17 protein-coding genes are annotated in these 18,154 nt (G+C 43.5%); 11 read left to right on the top strand and 6 right to left on the bottom strand.

All coding sequences use genetic code 11. The annotated features are described in order from the left end of the window. Both A3735_RS32115 and A3735_RS24650 read right to left on the bottom strand, forming a co-directional pair. Positions 1 to 224 (bottom strand): hypothetical protein (locus A3735_RS32115; protein WP_231882643.1); only part of this gene is annotated, 224 nt, incomplete at its 3' end. 249 nt (positions 225 to 473) lie between these two features. Beyond that, a complete protein-coding gene (locus A3735_RS24650; RefSeq protein ID WP_068567256.1) occupies positions 474 to 752 on the bottom strand; it encodes a LysR family transcriptional regulator in 279 nt (92 codons plus the stop codon). Positions 753 to 1,118: 366 nt separating this feature from the next. Between A3735_RS24650 and A3735_RS24645 the strand changes: the two genes are divergently transcribed. From A3735_RS24645 to fabR, 11 genes are all read left to right on the top strand, one after another. Further along, positions 1,119 to 1,595 carry a Na+/H+ antiporter subunit E gene (locus tag A3735_RS24645; protein WP_068509907.1) on the top strand — a complete coding sequence of 159 codons (477 nt, stop codon included), beginning with the start codon at positions 1,119 to 1,121 and terminating at the stop codon, positions 1,593 to 1,595. Beyond that, positions 1,592 to 1,858 carry a monovalent cation/H+ antiporter complex subunit F gene (locus tag A3735_RS24640; RefSeq protein WP_231872273.1) on the top strand — a complete coding sequence of 89 codons (267 nt, stop codon included), beginning with the start codon at positions 1,592 to 1,594 and terminating at the stop codon, positions 1,856 to 1,858. Before A3735_RS24645 ends, A3735_RS24640 begins: the two co-directional genes overlap by 4 nt. A 23-nt stretch (positions 1,859 to 1,881) precedes the next feature. Next, entirely contained in the window at positions 1,882 to 2,211 is a 330-nt protein-coding gene (gene mnhG, locus A3735_RS24635) for a monovalent cation/H(+) antiporter subunit G (protein WP_068510913.1), read from the top strand. After that, on the top strand, positions 2,211 to 3,191 hold the full coding sequence (locus A3735_RS24630; protein WP_082865135.1) for a DUF4040 domain-containing protein: 981 nt from the start codon (positions 2,211 to 2,213) through the stop codon (positions 3,189 to 3,191). The genes mnhG and A3735_RS24630 overlap by 1 nt, the downstream gene beginning before the upstream one ends. After that, positions 3,188 to 3,544 (top strand): cation:proton antiporter subunit C, encoded by a 357-nt coding sequence (locus tag A3735_RS24625; RefSeq protein WP_082865136.1) that lies wholly within the window; start codon positions 3,188 to 3,190, stop codon positions 3,542 to 3,544. The genes A3735_RS24630 and A3735_RS24625 overlap by 4 nt, the downstream gene beginning before the upstream one ends. Beyond that, positions 3,544 to 5,061 (top strand): monovalent cation/H+ antiporter subunit D family protein, encoded by a 1,518-nt coding sequence (locus A3735_RS24620; protein WP_068508492.1) that lies wholly within the window; start codon positions 3,544 to 3,546, stop codon positions 5,059 to 5,061. Before A3735_RS24625 ends, A3735_RS24620 begins: the two co-directional genes overlap by 1 nt. Beyond that, positions 5,058 to 6,569, top strand: a complete 1,512-nt coding sequence (locus A3735_RS24615; RefSeq protein WP_068508490.1) for a monovalent cation/H+ antiporter subunit D family protein — start codon at positions 5,058 to 5,060, stop codon at positions 6,567 to 6,569. Before A3735_RS24620 ends, A3735_RS24615 begins: the two co-directional genes overlap by 4 nt. After that, positions 6,570 to 6,824, top strand: coding sequence for a hypothetical protein (locus tag A3735_RS24610; protein ID WP_068508488.1), 255 nt, complete (start codon positions 6,570 to 6,572; stop codon positions 6,822 to 6,824). Beyond that, a complete protein-coding gene (locus A3735_RS24605) occupies positions 6,817 to 8,541 on the top strand; it encodes a Na(+)/H(+) antiporter subunit D (protein ID WP_068508486.1) in 1,725 nt (574 codons plus the stop codon). The genes A3735_RS24610 and A3735_RS24605 overlap by 8 nt, the downstream gene beginning before the upstream one ends. A gap of 179 nt (positions 8,542 to 8,720) precedes the next feature. Then, positions 8,721 to 9,059, top strand: coding sequence for a rhodanese-like domain-containing protein (locus A3735_RS24600; RefSeq protein WP_068508484.1), 339 nt, complete (start codon positions 8,721 to 8,723; stop codon positions 9,057 to 9,059). A 199-nt stretch (positions 9,060 to 9,258) separates the two neighbouring features. After that, the gene (gene fabR, locus A3735_RS24595; RefSeq protein WP_068508482.1) at positions 9,259 to 9,873 is read left to right on the top strand and encodes an HTH-type transcriptional repressor FabR; all 615 of its coding nucleotides are present in this window, start codon (positions 9,259 to 9,261) and stop codon (positions 9,871 to 9,873) included. Positions 9,874 to 9,897: 24 nt separating this feature from the next. Here fabR and A3735_RS24590 read toward each other — a convergent pair whose 3' ends face one another. The 4 genes from A3735_RS24590 to A3735_RS24575 form a co-directional block, all read right to left on the bottom strand. Continuing rightward, positions 9,898 to 12,465, bottom strand: coding sequence for a Calx-beta domain-containing protein (locus tag A3735_RS24590; protein WP_156490344.1), 2,568 nt, complete (start codon positions 12,463 to 12,465; stop codon positions 9,898 to 9,900). A gap of 104 nt (positions 12,466 to 12,569) precedes the next feature. Further along, positions 12,570 to 14,591, bottom strand: coding sequence for an NAD-dependent DNA ligase LigA (ligA, locus tag A3735_RS24585; RefSeq protein ID WP_068508479.1), 2,022 nt, complete (start codon positions 14,589 to 14,591; stop codon positions 12,570 to 12,572). A gap of 37 nt (positions 14,592 to 14,628) precedes the next feature. Continuing rightward, positions 14,629 to 15,501, bottom strand: a complete 873-nt coding sequence (gene zipA, locus A3735_RS24580) for a cell division protein ZipA (protein WP_068508495.1) — start codon at positions 15,499 to 15,501, stop codon at positions 14,629 to 14,631. Between the two features lie 148 nt (positions 15,502 to 15,649). Continuing rightward, positions 15,650 to 18,154, bottom strand: a 2,505-nt coding sequence (locus tag A3735_RS24575; RefSeq protein WP_068638821.1) for a hypothetical protein, incomplete at its 5' end; no start/stop codon positions are given.

Genomic DNA, 18,154 nt, shown 5'->3' with positions numbered 1-18,154 from the left:
AAGACAGAAATCGCAGAGATAAACAAGCCTATATCATTAAGCTGCAACGTTAACAGCAATGCCAGAAGTATAATTGGCCCATCGGTTACAATAGGTGCAAGGCTAGCCATAAACCCATTGTAATTACCTTTTGACATGGTTTGATGAATCACAAACACACCTAAAGGCCCCGGTTTCAGCCCTGCCACTAAGCCAAAAGTTAATGCTGCTAATGCGAAATACATGATATACCCAGTAGGTTACAACCCTACTAATAATGGCGAAGAAACAGGGTGGTTTTATTTGGAACGAAGGCTTCCCTGCATATAAGTAGTTGCATACTTAACCTGCTTATTGTTCATACTGTCCAAGAGTTATAAAACCTGTATTCGTATGGATACTTTGTTCATTGTAATAACTACCCAAATAGTAACTCAAGGTCATACTTAATTCATATTGGTTGATTATAGATTTGAGTCAACGAGCTTTTTTGCCTAGCCATTATCAGTATCTAATACGAAGCTAAGCTTGGCATCACAAAGGTTGGTTTTAGCCAGTGTGCGTATTTCTTTTGCCAGTTGGCGATAAAAGCCCCGATTAGGACAATTCTGGCGCCATGCTAAAACGTGCATTCTTGATAAATTTAGCTGATCAATATCTCTAACGCTTGGCTGACTAATATTGATGATATCTGCCGCACCACGAAATATTGCAGACTCTGCAAGGCAGACAAAGTATTCCAACTGTCTTAGTGTCGGGGTTTCATGAGCCATTACAAGCGCAAATCCTCTATCAGTGTACTTTTCTATGATAGATTAATACTATCAATATAATTGTAGTACTTCTATTGAGCTATCAGTATCCGCAGTGCATATTACGCGAGCTTGAACTTCAATACCCAGCGTAAAAGCAATGGTTTATGAGCGTTTTTTTCAAGCATTACGTTGACAAGTTGAAACTATACGACTAGCTTCAAATAGAGATAAATTGTTGCGCTTTCACAAGAAATTTAGCTCTGGTTAGAGTGTTACCACCATTGACCTCTTATAATGATTGAAAATACCATATAAAAAATGTTACAAATCAACGTTCCCCAGCTAGCTATGATTCGAATTAACAATAAAGCCGGTATTCATTAAATGCATATATTTAAATGGGCAGTACTACTTTCAGCGTTCTGGTTGTTACTTTCTGGCTACATCCAACCACTATTACTTAGTTTCGGAGCCGTTTCTGTCATCATCGTACTTTTTGTCTTAAAACGTATGGATGAAGTAGATGAAGAGCCACAAGAGATTGGGACAGGTTTACGATTAATTCGATACATTCCATGGCTAATTGGGCAGATCATTGGCTCTAGCGCCCACGTTACAAAACTGATCTGGACTTCGTCAAATAAGGTTTCGCCAAGCTTGGCGAAAATAGATATAAAAGAAATACCTCCGAGCAATCATGTTTTATACGCAAATTCCATAACACTCACACCTGGCACCTTAAGCGTAGATTTGGAGGATGGTGAACTGACTGTTCACGCACTGCAAAAGTCCTCGTTAGAAGAACTCGAACAAGGTGCTATGGAAAATAAAATCGCCGGGATATGGGGTAATAACAAGTGACAGGAATATACGCTGCTGTTTGTATCGCTATTTTGGTTGTTATGGCTATCGCTTTGGCCAGAGCATTCGATGCGCCAACCGTTTACGACCGTATTCTAGGAGTAAACATGTTTGGCACCAAGACTGTTCTTTTTATTGCGGCCGCCGGTTATATGATGGGACGCCCAGACTTCCTGGACATTGCCATTGTGTACGCATTAATCAACTTTACAGGGATGGTTGCGGTACTTCGCTTTTTCGAATACACAGCGCCAATTGAATAAAACTTAAATAATAATGGTTGGACATGTTTGTCTTAGATATTGTTAGTAGCCTCCTGCTAATAGCAGGCGTTTTCTTCGGCTTAAGTGGTGCCGTTGGACTTTTTAAATTCCCGGATTTCTTCACTCGCGTTCACGCAGCGAGTGTCACGGACTCTATTGCAGCCATTCTGATCATAGGCGGTCTCCTCTTGCAGACGTCTTTCGATTTAAATACCGCAAAACTTTTATTCATACTGGTGTTTTTGATGCTTACCAGTCCTACCGCTTCTCATGCTCTTGCTAAGTCAGCCCGTCATGGCGGCTTACTTACAATTGCTGAAACCAAGAAAGAACAACAGGAGCAAACGCACTAATGGCCGAACTGATCGACTTGGTACTGCTTGCTATGTTGGCGCTCACTGCTTTACGCATTATATTTTTGAAAGATTTATTTGCTGTCGTCATGCTCTTCGGAATATATAGTTTTCTGTCAGCATTGATATTCGTAAACCTTGACGCAGTTGATGTCGCGTTCACCGAGGCATCGGTTGGTGCGGGCATATCTACAGTACTCATGCTTGGCACACTGGCATTAACTGGTAGAAAGGAAAAGCAAAGTGCCCACTCTTCAATCCTCCCTTTGGTTGTAGTCTGCGTAACCGGCGCTGCCTTGATCTACGGCACGCTCGACATGCCTCCCTTTGGGCACCCTGACAACCCAGTACACGAACATGTCGCTCCACGCTATATAGAAGAGTCACCTAAAGAAGTCGGATTACCGAACATGGTGACATCAGTACTTGCAAGCTATCGTGGCTTCGATACTTTAGGAGAAACGGTTGTTGTATTTTCAGCAGCAATTGGTGTCTTAGCATTACTTGGCGTAAGGCGCCGCGAAGAAAGTGATGCGCCAGAATCTGGTTTAAAAGCGCACCACGTACTGCACGTTGTTGCCAAGCTAATTATTCCCTTGGTTATACTGTTTGCACTGTATGTTCAATTTCATGGTGATTTCGGCCCTGGGGGCGGTTTTCAGGCCGGTGTCATCGCTGCTGCGGCTTTCATTTTGTACGCTTTAGTCTTTGGGACACCAAGCTCATTTGAAGTAGTAAGCCCAAAGTTTTTGCAATTAATGGCCTCTTTTGGCGTACTGCTTTACGCCAGCGTTGGCTTGTACAGCATGCTTAAGGGCGGCCAATTCCTTGATTACAACAAAATCGCAGCAGACCCAATCGCTGGCCAACACTACGGTATAATTATCATTGAACTTGGTGTTGGTATTACAGTGTTTGCCGTTATGCTTAGTATTTTCTATGCCTTCGATAGCCAGGCTGAGAGGTCTAACATCCAGTGAACTTTATTCTCGATTACTACAATTACTGGATCGTCGTATTTTTGATGATGACCGGTTTCTATATCGTTATATCCGCAAATAACCTGGTCAAAAAGGTCGTTGGTTTAAACGTCTTTCAGACCTCAGTTTTTATGCTTTACATTTCTATGGGTAAAGTCACTGGCGGCACCGCACCAATTGTCGTCGAAGGGGTTTCTCAATACTCTAACCCCCTCCCTCATGTTTTGATTCTCACAGCAATTGTTGTCGGCGTTGCGACAACGGCTGTGGGGCTTTCACTAATTGTTCGGATCAAACGGGCTTACGGCACAGTTGAAGAGAACGAATTTGAAAACAAGGATGATGCCATCTAATGCTTGACCAACACCTGGCTGTGCTTCCTATAATTTTGCCCCTGATAGCAGCACCTATCACACTCGTTTTGGGCCGTTCAATACTATCTTGGTGTTTTGCCACGCTAATAAGCGCTTGGGCCTGCCTGGTCTCGTGGCAGCTATTAGTTGCAGCTCTATCTGATGGCGCACTTAGCTATGCTGTCGGTGGCTGGCCACCACCCTGGGGGATAGAATTACGTATCGATGCCGCTAACGCGTTTATTCTGTTAGCCGTATCAGCGCTTTCAACACTTGTTCTAATTTACTCAAAGGACAGTATTGAAAAAGAAATCGACCCATCAAAACACTCACTATTCTACACTGCACACCTACTATGTCTTGCCGGCCTTTCTGGCATACTAGTTACTGGTGATGCCTTTAATCTCTTCGTGTTTCTTGAGATTTCCTCGCTTGCAACCTATACCCTTGTTAGCCTGGCTTCGGATCGACGCTGCTTAACTGCTGCTTTTCGCTATCTAGTGATGGGAACGATCGGTGCAACGTTTATCCTGATAGGCGTTGGCATGCTTTATATGAAGACAGGCACCCTTAACATGCTAGACCTTGCAGGCCGTATCGACGTATATGACAGCAGCCGCACGATCAATACCGGGCTCGCATTTATTATGGTCGGCGTCAGCATCAAGCTTGCTTTATTCCCATTACATATGTGGCTTCCTCCCGCTTATACCCATGCGCCCTCAGCTGTTACCGCGTTTTTGGCCAGCACAGCGACTAAAGTTGCAGTGTATGTGATGATTCGTTTCATCTTTACAATATTCGGGGCTGACCATGTTTTCACCGATATGGGCATGGATCTAATTTTGATGGTCTTGGCTGTCGTCGCAATTTTCAAGTGCTCTTACATGGCAACCGTGCAGAGCAACGTTAAAACAGTCCTTGCTTATAGTAGTGTTGCGCAAATTGGTTATATGATTCTCGGACTGAGCTTAGTCAGCGTAACAGGTTTGATGGCGGGACTTATCCACATATTTAACCATGCACTCATGAAAGGAGCTTTGTTTATGGCCGTCGGTGCCGTCTTTTATCGCGTAGGCTCTGTTGATATAAAAGCGTTCAGAGGTTTGGGCAAACACATGCCTTTAACCATGGCGGCATTCACAATTGCTGGCCTGAGTATAATCGGCGTACCGCTCACCGTTGGTTTTGTAAGTAAATGGTATCTGGTGACAGCAGCGCTAGAACAAAATCATTGGGTACTTGCTGCACTTGTACTTGCTGGCTCATTGTTAGCGGTAATCTATATTGGCCGGGTATTAGAGGCTGCGTATTTCCAAAAACTACCAGAATCACAAAACCCTAATAATATTAAAGAAGTTCCCTGGCTAATGCTGGCTCCGATGTGGGCACTTGTATTGGCAAACATTTATTTTGGTATCGATACAAGCTTGACTACCGACGCTGCAAATAGCGCATCTCAATGGTTATTCCAGAATACAACCTTAAGTATTAATGCTCAGGAGGTTTCTCCATGAACCTCTGGCAAGGTATTGAGCCATCACAGCTGATCACCCTCTCGATTCTTGTACCTTTTATTGGTGCGTTAATCGTTATCGCAACAGGTAAGAACCCAAACATCAGAGAGGCTGTCACATTAAGTACAGCAGCTATCTTATTCTCTATCGTATTAGCAATTACCGACTATACCTTTCAGGGTGTTGCCCTTAAGCTTGATGTTATCGACTTATTTCCAGGTCTTGGGATCAGCTTTGAAGTTGAACCCCTTGGCGTACTTTTCGCTATTGTAGCGAGCTTCTTGTGGATCATTACCAGCATCTACGCGATTGGTTATATGCGAGGCCACAATGAAGAAAACCAAACTCGATTTTTCTGCTGCTTCGCACTGGCGATCAGTTCCGTTATGGCAATTTGCTTCTCAGGCAACCTGCTAACACTATTCATATTTTATGAAGTATTAACACTGTCAACTTACCCACTAGTAACACATGCTGGGACTGAAGCAGCCAAGCAAGGCGGCAGAACTTACCTCGGCATCTTGCTTAGTACATCAATCGCATTTTTACTCTTTGCTGTCTTGGGTACTTACAGCTTAACAGGCACATTGGATTTCCAAGCAGGTGGAATTTTTGATAATTCACACAGCAAGGCCGTCCTTAGCGTTCTACTCGTTCTATTCTGCTATGGCATTGGTAAAGCAGCCATTATGCCTTTCCATCGCTGGCTACCTGCCGCAATGGTTGCGCCAACACCGGTTAGTGCACTGCTACACGCTGTCGCTGTCGTAAAAGCGGGCGTGTTTAGTATCCTAAAAATAATTATTTATATCTTCGGGATCGACCAGCTTAAAGAGCTCGCAACCACAGATATTATGCTCTATATCGGCGCTGCCACGATACTGCTCTCGTCTTGCATTGCTATGACTAAGGACAACCTGAAAGCTAGACTGGCCTACTCTACAGTAAGTCAACTAAGCTACATTGTCGTGGGTGCTCTGCTTGCTTCATCTATCGCCCATGCCGGTGCTGCCTTACATATCGCCACACATGCTGTTGGTAAAATCACCCTCTTCTTCTGCGCCGGTGCAATTATGGTTGCCAGTCACAAAAAGAACATCAGCGACATGGTGGGACTTGGCCGGCAAATGCCACTCACCTTTGCTGCTTTTGCGATTGGTGCAATAAGTATAATTGGCCTTCCTCCTATGGCAGGAACCTGGAGCAAGTGGTATCTGACAATGGGCGCTCTTGAATCTGACAAGCTCATCATTGTCGCCGTGCTAATGATAAGTTCCTTGCTTAATATCGCTTATCTTTTGCCCATCCCAATCAAAGCATTCTTTAATACCCAAGCAAAAGAATCTAAGCCTTGGGCATGGTCGGACACTAAAGAGGCTCCGTTACCAATTTTAATAGCACTTGGCGTGACTTCGTTTGGATGTCTTGCCTTGTTCTTCTATCCTCAACCCCTGATCGATCTAATAAATTTGATTCCAGGTGTATCAACGAATATGGGGGAAGGCTAAATGTCTGATCATCACTCTTCAGATGGCTGGTTCGACAAGCCAGAAAACGTCAAAAAGATGTTAAAAGTATTTTATGTCGCATGTGCTTTGCTAGTGATTGCTGACTTTATTGTTCACCGCCATATTTACCACAGCTGGGAGAACTTCCCTGCTTTTTATGCCATTTACGGCTTTGTAGGCTGTTCTATTCTCGTTTTCATAGCAACATGGATGCGAACCTTTCTGATGCGAGGTGAAGATTACTACGATGAGTAATGTGATTCCATTTCTTCCCCTAATGCTAGGTGCTTTAGCTGCGTTACTATTACGTGGCTGGACACGAAACCTCATCATGTTAGCGGCTCCCATTTTAGGTGCTCTTAACTTGGTCGGCCTAGAGCATGGCGTATTCTGGTCTATGGAGTTTATGGGCTATGCACTAGAGCCAGTTAAGGTTGATAAACTTAGCTTGATGTTTGGCTATCTTTTCCATCTTGCTGCTCTAATCGCCATCATCTACGCCTTGCACGTTAAGGATACTGTGCAGCACGTCGCAGGCCTCGCCTACGCAGGTAGTGCTGTCGGCGCAGTATTTGCCGGTGACTTACTTACCCTTTTCGTCTTCTGGGAGTTACTGGCACTCACATCCGTATTTCTTATTTGGGCTCGTCGAACAGATCGAGCCTATTCTTCTGGTATTCGCTATCTGATCATTCAAGTATTATCTGGCGTTTTGTTACTTGCAGGTCTATTGATCTTCGCGCACGTTAACAATAGCTTACTATTCACTCATATCGGCTTGCAGCATGAGGGCATCGCCCAAGTTGGTGCATGGCTAATCTTTTTCGCCTTCGGAATCAAGTGTGCCTTCCCTTTTATGCACAACTGGTTAACTGATTCGTATCCTGAAGCGACACCAAGCGGAACAATATTTTTAGCCTCGTTCACAACAAAGGTCGCGGTGTATGCTTTTGCTCGGGCCTACCCCGGTGAAGAAATTCTCGTATGGATTGGTGTCACCATGGCATGCTTTCCAATTTTCTTTGCAGTTATCGAAAATGATCTCCGCCGAGTACTTGCCTACAGCCTTATTAACCAAATTGGTTTTATGATTGTGGGGATTGGTATAGGTACCGCCATTGCATTGAACGGTGCCGTTGCCCATGCCTTTAATGATGTTATATTTAAAGGTCTGTTGATGATGACAATGGGCGCTGTCTTGCACATGACAGGTAAAATCAATGGCTCAGAGCTTGGCGGCCTTTACAAGAGCATGCCAAAAACAACCATACTTTGTATTGTTGGTGCTGCGTCTATCTCGGCCTTCCCGCTTTTCAGCGGCTTCGTATCGAAGTCAATGATTATGGCTGCTGCAGTAGCTGAAGGCTATGATGTTGTTTGGTTATTATTACTATTTGCCGCTGCCGGCGTATTTCATCACGCGGGCATCAAGATTCCTTACTTCGCATTTTTTGCTCACGATTCAGGTATCCGTACAACTGAACCACCCAAAAACATGCTAATTGCGATGACCTTAGCAGCCGTTGGGTGTGTTGTACTAGGTACCTTTCCTGCTCAGACTGTTTACGCTCTATTGCCCTGGGAACACAGCTACCAGCCCTACGATATTACGCACGTTCTTACGCAGTTACAGCTTTTGTTCTTCTCGGCTCTAGCGTTTGTATGGTTAAACCTGCGCAATCTATACCCGCCAGAACTACCTTCCACAAATCTGGATGCTGACTGGTTATACCGAAAGCTTGCTCCCGCGTTTGTAAAAAGGCTAGCATGCACGATCTATTGCACCTATGAAAAGATTGAAAAATCACTCGCTTATTCAATTAAGCAAATGATTCAAAACTCTTATGACACCAAAGCTGGAAAACCAAAAGGATACTTTGCAAGGCTATGGCCAACTGAGACCATGGTTGTTTGGGTCGCCATTTTGCTAGCAGTATATTTAATGATTTATTACTTTCCTGAGCTGCTCTAATCGAGCAGCTTTTCAACTAAGTAAATCTTTATTAGCTCCAAGAGTCCCTAGCTAGGTTGTATTCTATTTTGCGTACATAGATCATAATACCTCCGGTTACACTCCCTCGTTTTTTGACATATTTGCCTTCGGTTTCTAGGCTTTATATTAGCCTCTACTCATTACAGGGACTTAAAGCTATGAGATTACCATCCTATTTATTCCGCCTAGTATTACTATGTTTTGCCACCTTTGGCTCCAATATCATATTGGCAGACCCTGTCTGGATCGACGTGAGAAGTAAAATTGAACACACTTTCGACCATATAGATGGTGACCTACGTGCCACCCACAACGAAATCGTTCCTATAGTTAGCCGGCAGTATCCCGACAAAAACACTGAGATTGTTGTTTATTGCGCCAGGGGTGTGCGCGCGGAAAAAGCGAAGAATGCTTTGATTGCAGCCGGGTATAGCAGAGTTACAAATGCAGGTGGCATTGACGATGTGCGGCAGAAACGCAATATTTCAACAGATTAAATTCACCATGCACTACCCGCAAGGTATTAAATAACTTATCCAAGAATAAAATGAGCGCAGGTTAATCTAGCTGATACTTAGGCCGCACTGGCGATAGCTAATTATCGTTAATTATGAGTGGATTACGCCCACAAGACTAATTGTTAGTGCTATCATTATCGAATACGCTAAATTATTAATTGTTCTGAGAAAAGTAGCTGTGACAAAACGTTCTGAGCAGAAACAAAAAACACGAAGAGCTTTATTAGATAGTGCTCTAGATTTATTGAGTCCCGAGCGCGTCTATTCCGGGCTCAGTCTGCGTGAGGTAACACGTGGGGCGGGTATTGCACCAACCTCCTTCTATCGACACTTCGATGACATGAACGACCTTGGTTTAGCCTTGGTCGAAGAGGCAGGTTTAGCATTACGCCAACTTCTTAGAAAGGCTCGCTCCAGAATTCAAGAACAAGGCACTGCAATTGATATTTCTGTCGATACCTTTATTGAATACCTTATGAGCAACACAAACCACTTTCGTTTGTTGTTACGGGAGCATACTGGTAACTCTCAAGAGTTTAGATCTGCGATTAATTTGGAAATTCGACACGTTGTTACTGAGCTTGAAGAATATCTTAAAGTGCGCGCGATAGAAGGAACAAACAAAGCCGCCTTGGATTATCAGACGCGCAACGCTTTAGCGGAAGCTATGGTAACGATTGTTTTTCAGATGGGCGGCAACTGCCTGGACGCCACAAAGACCGAACGCACGAAAGAAGCAGACAAGACAAAGCTTCAGTTGAGAATGCTACTAAAAGGCGCTTATAGCCTCTGAGCACCACTTTATCATTGTGAAACGCTATAGTGGCGAGGACAACATTTCGCCACTATTAGAAAACGCCGATATCCTATAAGTCTCCTGCCCAGGGTCAGTTTGCATTTCACTCCACAACACAAGAAACTTACTATCACTATACTCCTTAAGTGATATCACTCTGTCATTTTGTATTGAACCAAATTGCACAAGCCCAATCTGTGAATATCCGGCTCCCTCTCTGCCAAGTACCGTCACAAAGGCATCATCACCACCAAGTTTGGTTTGATCAGAAAACTGACCATCAGTTTGTCCTGCGACAATAAGCAAGTCGTCTTCATCAGTATTTATCATCGCGACACCAACATCAGCCCCGGATGAAGAAATTTCTGTATAACCAGTCGAATTAAAAGCAGAATCATAACTATAAACCACCACATCCCTGGTTAACGAGCTTGTCACACCTGTGGTTGAGTACTCTAATCCAAGGCCATCAGCTAGCACACTAAAGCCGGAAAGGTCAGAGTCATATCTGATCACCCTTACATTATCATCACGGTTTGAACTTATTTCTGGAAAATCTACATTCTCGCGAGTGAGCTTTGTGCTTACAGAAAGTGAACCAATAGCTCCATCCATCGAACTCGTTCTTATTCCGCTAAGCGAAATCAGGTCTCGATTGCCCGCATCGATGCTTTTTATGTCATCGTCTTCTTCAGTTCCAACAAAGCGATACCAAACAGGTGCATTGTTAGTGATATCAATTTTATAGACAAAGCCGTCGACTCCGCCTCGATTCGCAATATCGGCAGGCTCACCATTCAACATGAACCCAGAGGTATTTCCCGAAACGTACAATTCCTTACCATACAAGCGAGTACTGCTTATGAAATCATCTTCCTCGCTTCCATAATATGAAGTAGACTCGACATCAAACGCGCCGGATTCACTCCCAGCCAAGACCATAACGCCAAAATCGCGGCGTCCAAAAAAACCATCAGCATTTTGCGCTTCCACTTCGTACACAATAACTATTCGATCAACTTCATCCTTACTTGTCGAAATTGATATTGGCTTAAGATTCGTATCTGGAAGCGCAATGACCAAGTCAGACAGGCCGTCAACTAAAGCAATATCGCCAGAACGATGCCTCAAACTCAAGGTAATTACGCTATTAATATTTGAAGTGTCAGAAATTAAGGAAATTACACGGCCATTTGAGTCAATAGTAAAATCTACAGCCTCTTGTCCAATTTCACCTCTTGCAACAACTGCGTTATCGACCCAGTCATTGATAATAAACTCACTTGGCTCTGCATCAATAATATCCTCAATATCTGTACGGATAACTATTTTTTCATCTTCGCTTAAGTCGTCATCGAAATCTTCGTTCTCTAGAATATCAACGGAAATCGCCCCGTTTAGACTACCAGCAGGAATCAGCAAAACTCCGTTTTCAGGGGTAAGCAAATAATCAGACTGCTCCGCTGTTGTTTTATCTGTATCGACATAAATAGCAATTTCAACGTCTGCTACATAGGGTGCCCGTAGGTTAACGGGAATGTTGTAAGAGGAGCCCTCATTTCCTACACTTTCAATATTTGACATTGTTACGCTAGGCTCATTGTCGATAATTTCAATAGTTTTATTTGCTGAAGCAATGTCTATCAGCGCACCTTCTACCGAGGTAAATTCTATTTCAAAGGTCTCATTACTCTCAATTATCCCATCATCAATTGTCTCTACCAACACAAAACAGGCTGACTGCCCAGCCTCAAAGACTACCTTACCATCACCCTCTGCAATTGAACGATAATCAACATCAGGGCGAGCATACTCTATGTTCGAGGCGTTTCTTTCTCGCAGATCTGAGCTGTATTTGGATGTGGTTTTATAATAAGCAGTTGTCCGTTTTGAGACAGGTGCCTCTAATTCAACAAGGAAAGCTGCAGGGTAAACATGCACGCCGTCGACATCCCTACGGCCTAAACTTATGTCACCAACTTGGTTACAAACGAGGGTGTTACCAGCATTATAGGCCGTTACAAGATTATTAATGCTTGCGATAGAGGAAGCCCCCTCGTTGATAATCGAGCCTCCCGAGAAAGAAAGAGCGTTTGCAGCAACAGAGAAATCATATGTTTCAGAAGTTGAATTAATACCATCACTCAATTCAAGCCCGTATGTATAGTTTCTACCTACCAGAGTTTCCGGAGATGCTCCCTCTGGAAACTCTACTAAAGCCTCTAGCTTAAATGCAGGCTTTATTGCGTCATCATCATCAGCGGAAGAGCTAATGTTTTCGATGTACATATCAACAATATTCGTATCGATGTCGGTTACATCATCATTAATTTCAGGATGCTTAACATAGGCCATTTGATATGCACCAGACCCACCAGCAGCACCAAAAGTAAATGTAAATGGACTATCGTAGTATAGGGTTTGGGGTGGGAATCCAAGTATTTCGAGTGGTGGGCTGGATAGCTCGACAGCAGCTATTTGTGGTTCAGAGCTATCACTATCGCCAGTACAGCCACCGATTAGCATTAGACAAACTGATGTAAAAGTTGCTTTGATCAAGACGTGCAAATAATCCATTACTCTACTCATTGTTTTTTTGCGTTGACGTCGCAAATTATTGAATCTATTAAATGATATTAAAAACAGTGAGTAAGTGACAGCTGGACTTTATGGAAACGTCTTATGGTTCACACTTATTTAACTAGTGAGAGCACTTGTTCCTCATTAAGCACCTCGACACCGAGTTTAGCTGCCTTATCTAGCTTAGAACCGGCAGCATCACCCGCAATTAAGTAGTCCGTTTTGCTAGATACACTTGATTGAACTTTGGCACCATTTTCCTTAAGTAGTGCTTTCATCTGGTCACGCCCCATACTTGGAAGCGTACCGGTAATAACAACTTTTTTGTCTTTAAACGCACTTTCAAAGCTTTGCTTTGGCACAATTAAAGGCGCTGGACTCACTCCCAACTCGATTAGCTGGGATATTTTTTGTTGATTGTTCTCGAACTGAAAAAACGTAAATATATTGTCAGCCATTATCGGCCCGATATCATTTAACGCTATCAATTGCTCTTTGCTTGCTTGCATTAAGCGCTCTAGTTTTTCAAACTGCTCAGCCAATAGCTCTGCCGTTGTTTCACCAACCTCTGGAATTCCCAAAGCGAAAATAAATTGAGCAAGTGTACATCGCTTGGATATCTCGATGGCGGATACAATATTTTTTGCTGACTTTTCACCCATACGCTCTAAGAGCGCTAAGTTCTTTGCATCAAGTCTATATAAATCACTTACGTCCTGGATTAGCTCTTTATCAATAAGCTGGTCGATTAACTTATCACCCAAACCGTCAATATCCATAGCCTTTCTACTGGCAAAGTGCTTTATAGACTCTTTTAATTGCGCGCCACAGACAAGTGTGCCGCTACATCGAGCGAGCACGCCATCTTCTTCAATTTCTACAGGGGAATCACAAACGGGGCAGCACTTTGGCAGGACAATATCAACACTATCTGGTGGTCGACGCTCTTTAACACATCGTACAACTTTAGGGATTACGTCACCGGCACGGCGAATGACAACCGTGTCACCTACCCTTATTTGTAAACGCTTAACTTCATCCATATTATGCAAGGTTGCGTTGCTAACGGTCACGCCACCGACAAAAACAGGCTTTAAACGAGCAACAGGCGTGAGAACGCCGGTACGCCCAACCTGAAAGTCAACGCTTTCGAGCACTGTAAGCTCCTCTTGAGCAGGAAACTTATAAGCAACAGCCCAGCGTGGCGCACGCGCAACGAAGCCTAATTCCATTTGGGCTGCAAAATCATCCACCTTAAACACGATGCCGTCTATTTCATAATCGAGTGATGACCTCTTATCGCTAAGCATCTCACAGTAAGCGATACATTCCTCAATATTTTGAAGTTGCTGCATATCGCTATTGACCACAAAGCCCCATTCATTAAGCTTTTCAAGTGTTGAGAAGTGACTACTGGGAAGCCCTAGTCCAGAAGAGTAGCCAACAGAATAGGCGCACATCTTCAATTGCCTTTTCGCTGTCACTTTGGAATCGAGCTGGCGTAAACTACCTGCGGCAGCATTACGCGGATTAACGAACAGTTTGTCTCCGTTCGTTTGCGCTTCTTCATTAAGTCGATTGAATGAAACCAGAGGCATAAATATCTCACCCCTCACTTCTAGTTCATCAGGGAAACCACTACCAAGCAAACGAAGCGGTATTGAGTTGATGGTACGTACGTTGTGAGTAATATCTTCGCCCACTTTTCCATCACCACGAGTCGCACCATAAATTAACTTGCCTTGCTTATAAAAAAGGCTTACTGCAACACCATCTAATTTTGGTTCTGCAACATAACTTATCGTGGCAGAGCCGCTTAGGCGCGCATGTAGTCGAGAATCAAAGGCCTGTAAATCATCAGCAGAAAATGCATTATCCAAAGAAAGCATAGGAATCTTATGCTCAATCTGGGCGAATTTATCGAGCGGTTGGCCGCCAACCCTTTGAGTCGGAGAATCAGCACTAATTAACTCCGGGTACGCAGCTTCAATATCTTGAAGCTCCTTAAATAATCGATCGTATTCGGAGTCGGGTACACTTGGGTCATCTAAAACGTAATACTGGTATGCATAGCGTGAAAGCAGCTGGTTTAGCTCGTTTGCGCGTGAGCGCGAGGCATCGATAGATTTGGACATGTAAGGCTAGCGCTGATGTTAGTGAAATTTTCGCTGATTAAAGTTTTACTTTAGACAGCTGGCGGCGTTCAAACTCTTTAATCTTTGAGCGACAATGCTCAATAGTTTGTGGCGTCATCACACTTAGGTTTTCATCCTTAAGTTCGCCTTGCAAGTTTCTAGCAAAACACTGCGCGGTTTCGAGCATAAATTCGAAAGCTTTACTGTAATCCTTAGGCCCAGGCAGGGTCATAAAGAAGCTCACTCCAGGCGTGGATATTTCAGCTAATGTATCTGGATCAAAATATCCAGGTTCGATAGCGTTAGCAACACTAAATTGGATAGGGCTTAACAGGTCATCTTCTTCGTGGCGATGAAAGATAGACATATCACCATGATCGAGACCACAAGCTTCCAGCAACTGTTTAACATCTGTTCCCGAAAACCCTTTGTTGGTTGTTGCGTGCACATTGATAACGATAACAAGCGCGTGCTTGTCATTGTTTTCACTTGCGCTACTAACTTCGATTTCAGCAACTTTCTTGATCTTACCGGCGTGAGCCGTTTTAACTTCGATTGACTCTAGCTCTATACGCGAACCCGCATCGGCAACAATGGCTCCATCTTCTTTTACGTCATCATCGTTAAAAGGTGTATCGAAATTCAGACTAGGTTCGATTTTATCCTTAGAGGAATTAACTTCTTCAATGCCTGATTCAAGTGCACCTGAAGATACAACGCGCGCGCCACCACTGGGTAATTCAGGATTAAAATCGTCTTCAAGCGGATCACCTGCACCCAAATCGCCACTCATGTCACGAGACATCTTAAGTGAGTCACGATTGGCAATACGCATGCGCCTGTAACCATCGATCAAAATACCAACGATAATTACTGCACCGATAACAATTAACCAGTCTCTTAAATTCATTTTTTCACTTATATAAATATCAATGATGCGAGCACGCATCGAAAGGAGCTAAAAACGCCCTGCACTTAGTATAAATTATAGTTTTAAAGTTTACATTGTTTCAACAAAGTAGGATGCGAATAAATTATCTGTAACTCTTTTACCAACACTATACCTCTACCATTGCTGCGGCTTCATCAATATCAACAGAGACTAGCCTGGAAACGCCAGGCTCATGCATCGTCACACCCATAAGCTGGTCTGCTTTTTCCATAGACACCTTGTTATGAGAGATATAGATAAACTGCACTTGAGAAGACATCTCCTTTACCATTCTGGCAAAGCGGCCAACGTTTGCATCATCAAGCGGGGCATCTACTTCGTCCAGCATACAGAAAGGTGCCGGATTCAGCTCAAAAATAGCAAAGATAAGCGCGATAGCAGTTAGAGACTTCTCACCCCCAGAAAGAAGGTGAATCGTGGCATTTTTCTTTCCTGGTGGACGCGCAATAATCATGACACCAGTTTCCAGCAAGTTGTCATCAGTTAATTCAAGATACGCGTTGCCACCACCGAATATCTTTGGAAAGAGGCGCTGCAAGCCTTCGTTTACTTGGTCATATGTTTGCTTGAAGCGGGTGCGTGTTTCTTTATCTATCTTTTTAATCGCATCTACAAGCGTATCTAGCGCATCGACAAGTTCATCATTCTGCTCATCCAAATGCTGCTTTCGCTCGTTCTGAACCTTAAATTCATCAATAGCAGCAAGGTTAATCGAACCAAGGCGCTGAATTCTTTGCCCTAATTGCTCCAAAGCTGACTTCAAATTTGCTTCGTTGTCGCCTGCGTGAATTTGTGAACTAAGCGCATCAATTTCGAATCCATCCTCAAGAATCCTCTCTTCGAGGTTTTTCTTATTAATGGATAGCGCCTGAGTATCCATCCTGATTGCTTCGAGCTTTTCTCTTGCTGACTGTATTGCACCTTCAAACTTAACGCGAGCACCCTCTTCCTCGCGCAAGCTAATACTGACGCTTTCAACGGATTTTCGCGCTTCATTCAGTCGCTCTTCTGCAATTAGCCGGGATTCCAAGAGACCTTCAAGCTGCATAGACAAGTCCTCTAAGGACTCATCTTCGTAATGTTCGCTATTATTAAGCTCAGTAATTCGTTGCTTCTTATAACTTAACTCTTTGCCTAGCCTCTCAATAGTTTGTTTTAGGGAGTTTACCTGACTAAGCTTTTGCTGTTGTTCAATTTGTTTCTGATGTACTGAATTTTGCGCTTCGCGAGACTGAGCTCTATACATCTCTAGCTGAGATTGAACACGCTCTCTTTCTTCGCTAAGAACTGCTTTGCGCTCAGTGAACTCATCAAGCGATAGCAGCGCTTCATTCCAGATTTCGCGCGATTCAGCAAGTTGCTCACGATACTGTTCAAGCTGATCTAACAACTCCTTGATATCTTCATCGTTTCGTTTTAGCTGGAGATTGAATTGATCTAGCTTGGCTTTATCTGCTCCTTGCTGACCAGCTATTCGAGCTTTCTCATTGGTCAGCGTTTTAATAGATACCTCGAAAGACTCTAAGTCTTTACGATATTGATGTAGAGCATCTTTATTGGCTTCAAGTTGAAGATTAACGGCATCAAGCTGCTCCTCTAGCGCTGGAATAGCTTTCTTTATTTTTGCGATAACATTTGCACGCTCAAGAACGCCTGCCTCGGTATCACCGGGCCTGTATACTCTTGCCCATGTTTGACCAAACCAAAGGCCATCAGTACATATAACAGACTCGTGCTCCGCCAGTGTAGCAATAGCAAGCTGTGCTTGCTCTTTTGAATCAGCAACTTTGATATCGTTTAGTATTAAAATTACTTGAGACGGTGCACCTTCAACATATTGAGCAAGTGATCCAGATTTTGCTACAACATTAGAGTTTGATCCATTTTTATCCTTATCTAATAAGGCAACAGAACCTTCCAGAGTTGATGTTTCGCAATTCAGAATAAGATCCGTTGCTACGCCGTCGGAAACCAAAGAGTTCATCCAATCATGAAGCGCTTGCTGAACAGCAATTTCCCAACCTGAAGTGACCTTAAGCTCATTCATCAGCAATGGCAGCTGATCAATACCCATCTGCCGCTTTTGCGCAGAAACGCTAGAATCATCACCCAAGACAGATTCTTGAAGTGTTACAAGCGAAGCGAGGACAGCTTTCTGCTCCGATATCTTTGCATGCAAGATAGACTTCTGATCGCTTAGTGATTCAATCTTGTCTTGTTGTTGCTCAATTTTAGGCAATATGTCATCAACTTCCTGCTGAGAGCTTAATAGTTTTTCATCTACTATCAACTGCTCCTCTTCCCATTGACCATGATCTAGCTCTTCAATACTTCGCTGCACATCAATAGAGGAGTGAGATAGGCGTTCATGCCGTATTTCGAGCTCTTGAATTCGTTCTTCTGTTTGCTGGATCTTAGCTTGCTCAAGCTCTGCGCTTTTTTGAGCATTTGCAGAGTCCTGGTTAAATTGATCCCACCGAAGTTGCCAGGATTCCATGTCAGATTCGCGCATTTCCAGCTCGAAAGAGGATTGCTCAAGCTGCTCCTGAAGCTCAATAAATACCGCTTCAATTTCTTCTAGATCCGCTAGCACAAGCTCATGCGTTTCATG

Source organism: Oleiphilus sp. HI0061 (assembly GCF_001635675.1).
Note: the sequence above shows the minus strand (reverse complement) of the source record. Positions and strands in the feature narration are given on the sequence as shown.

Bases quoted from the DNA above. Each gene is read 5' to 3' on its own strand.
- A3735_RS24650 (WP_068567256.1), bottom strand. From the start codon at position 752: ATGGCTCATGAAACCCCGACACTAAGACAGTTGGAATACTTTGTCTGC.
- A3735_RS24645 (WP_068509907.1), top strand. From the start codon at position 1,119: ATGCATATATTTAAATGGGCAGTACTACTTTCAGCGTTCTGGTTGTTA.
- mnhG (WP_068510913.1), top strand. From the start codon at position 1,882: ATGTTTGTCTTAGATATTGTTAGTAGCCTCCTGCTAATAGCAGGCGTT.
- A3735_RS24630 (WP_082865135.1), top strand. From the start codon at position 2,211: ATGGCCGAACTGATCGACTTGGTACTGCTTGCTATGTTGGCGCTCACT.
- A3735_RS24620 (WP_068508492.1), top strand. From the start codon at position 3,544: ATGCTTGACCAACACCTGGCTGTGCTTCCTATAATTTTGCCCCTGATA.
- A3735_RS24615 (WP_068508490.1), top strand. From the start codon at position 5,058: ATGAACCTCTGGCAAGGTATTGAGCCATCACAGCTGATCACCCTCTCG.
- A3735_RS24610 (WP_068508488.1), top strand. From the start codon at position 6,570: ATGTCTGATCATCACTCTTCAGATGGCTGGTTCGACAAGCCAGAAAAC.
- A3735_RS24605 (WP_068508486.1), top strand. From the start codon at position 6,817: ATGAGTAATGTGATTCCATTTCTTCCCCTAATGCTAGGTGCTTTAGCT.
- A3735_RS24600 (WP_068508484.1), top strand. From the start codon at position 8,721: ATGAGATTACCATCCTATTTATTCCGCCTAGTATTACTATGTTTTGCC.
- A3735_RS24590 (WP_156490344.1), bottom strand. From the start codon at position 12,465: ATGAGTAGAGTAATGGATTATTTGCACGTCTTGATCAAAGCAACTTTT.
- ligA (WP_068508479.1), bottom strand. From the start codon at position 14,591: ATGTCCAAATCTATCGATGCCTCGCGCTCACGCGCAAACGAGCTAAAC.
- zipA (WP_068508495.1), bottom strand. From the start codon at position 15,501: ATGAATTTAAGAGACTGGTTAATTGTTATCGGTGCAGTAATTATCGTT.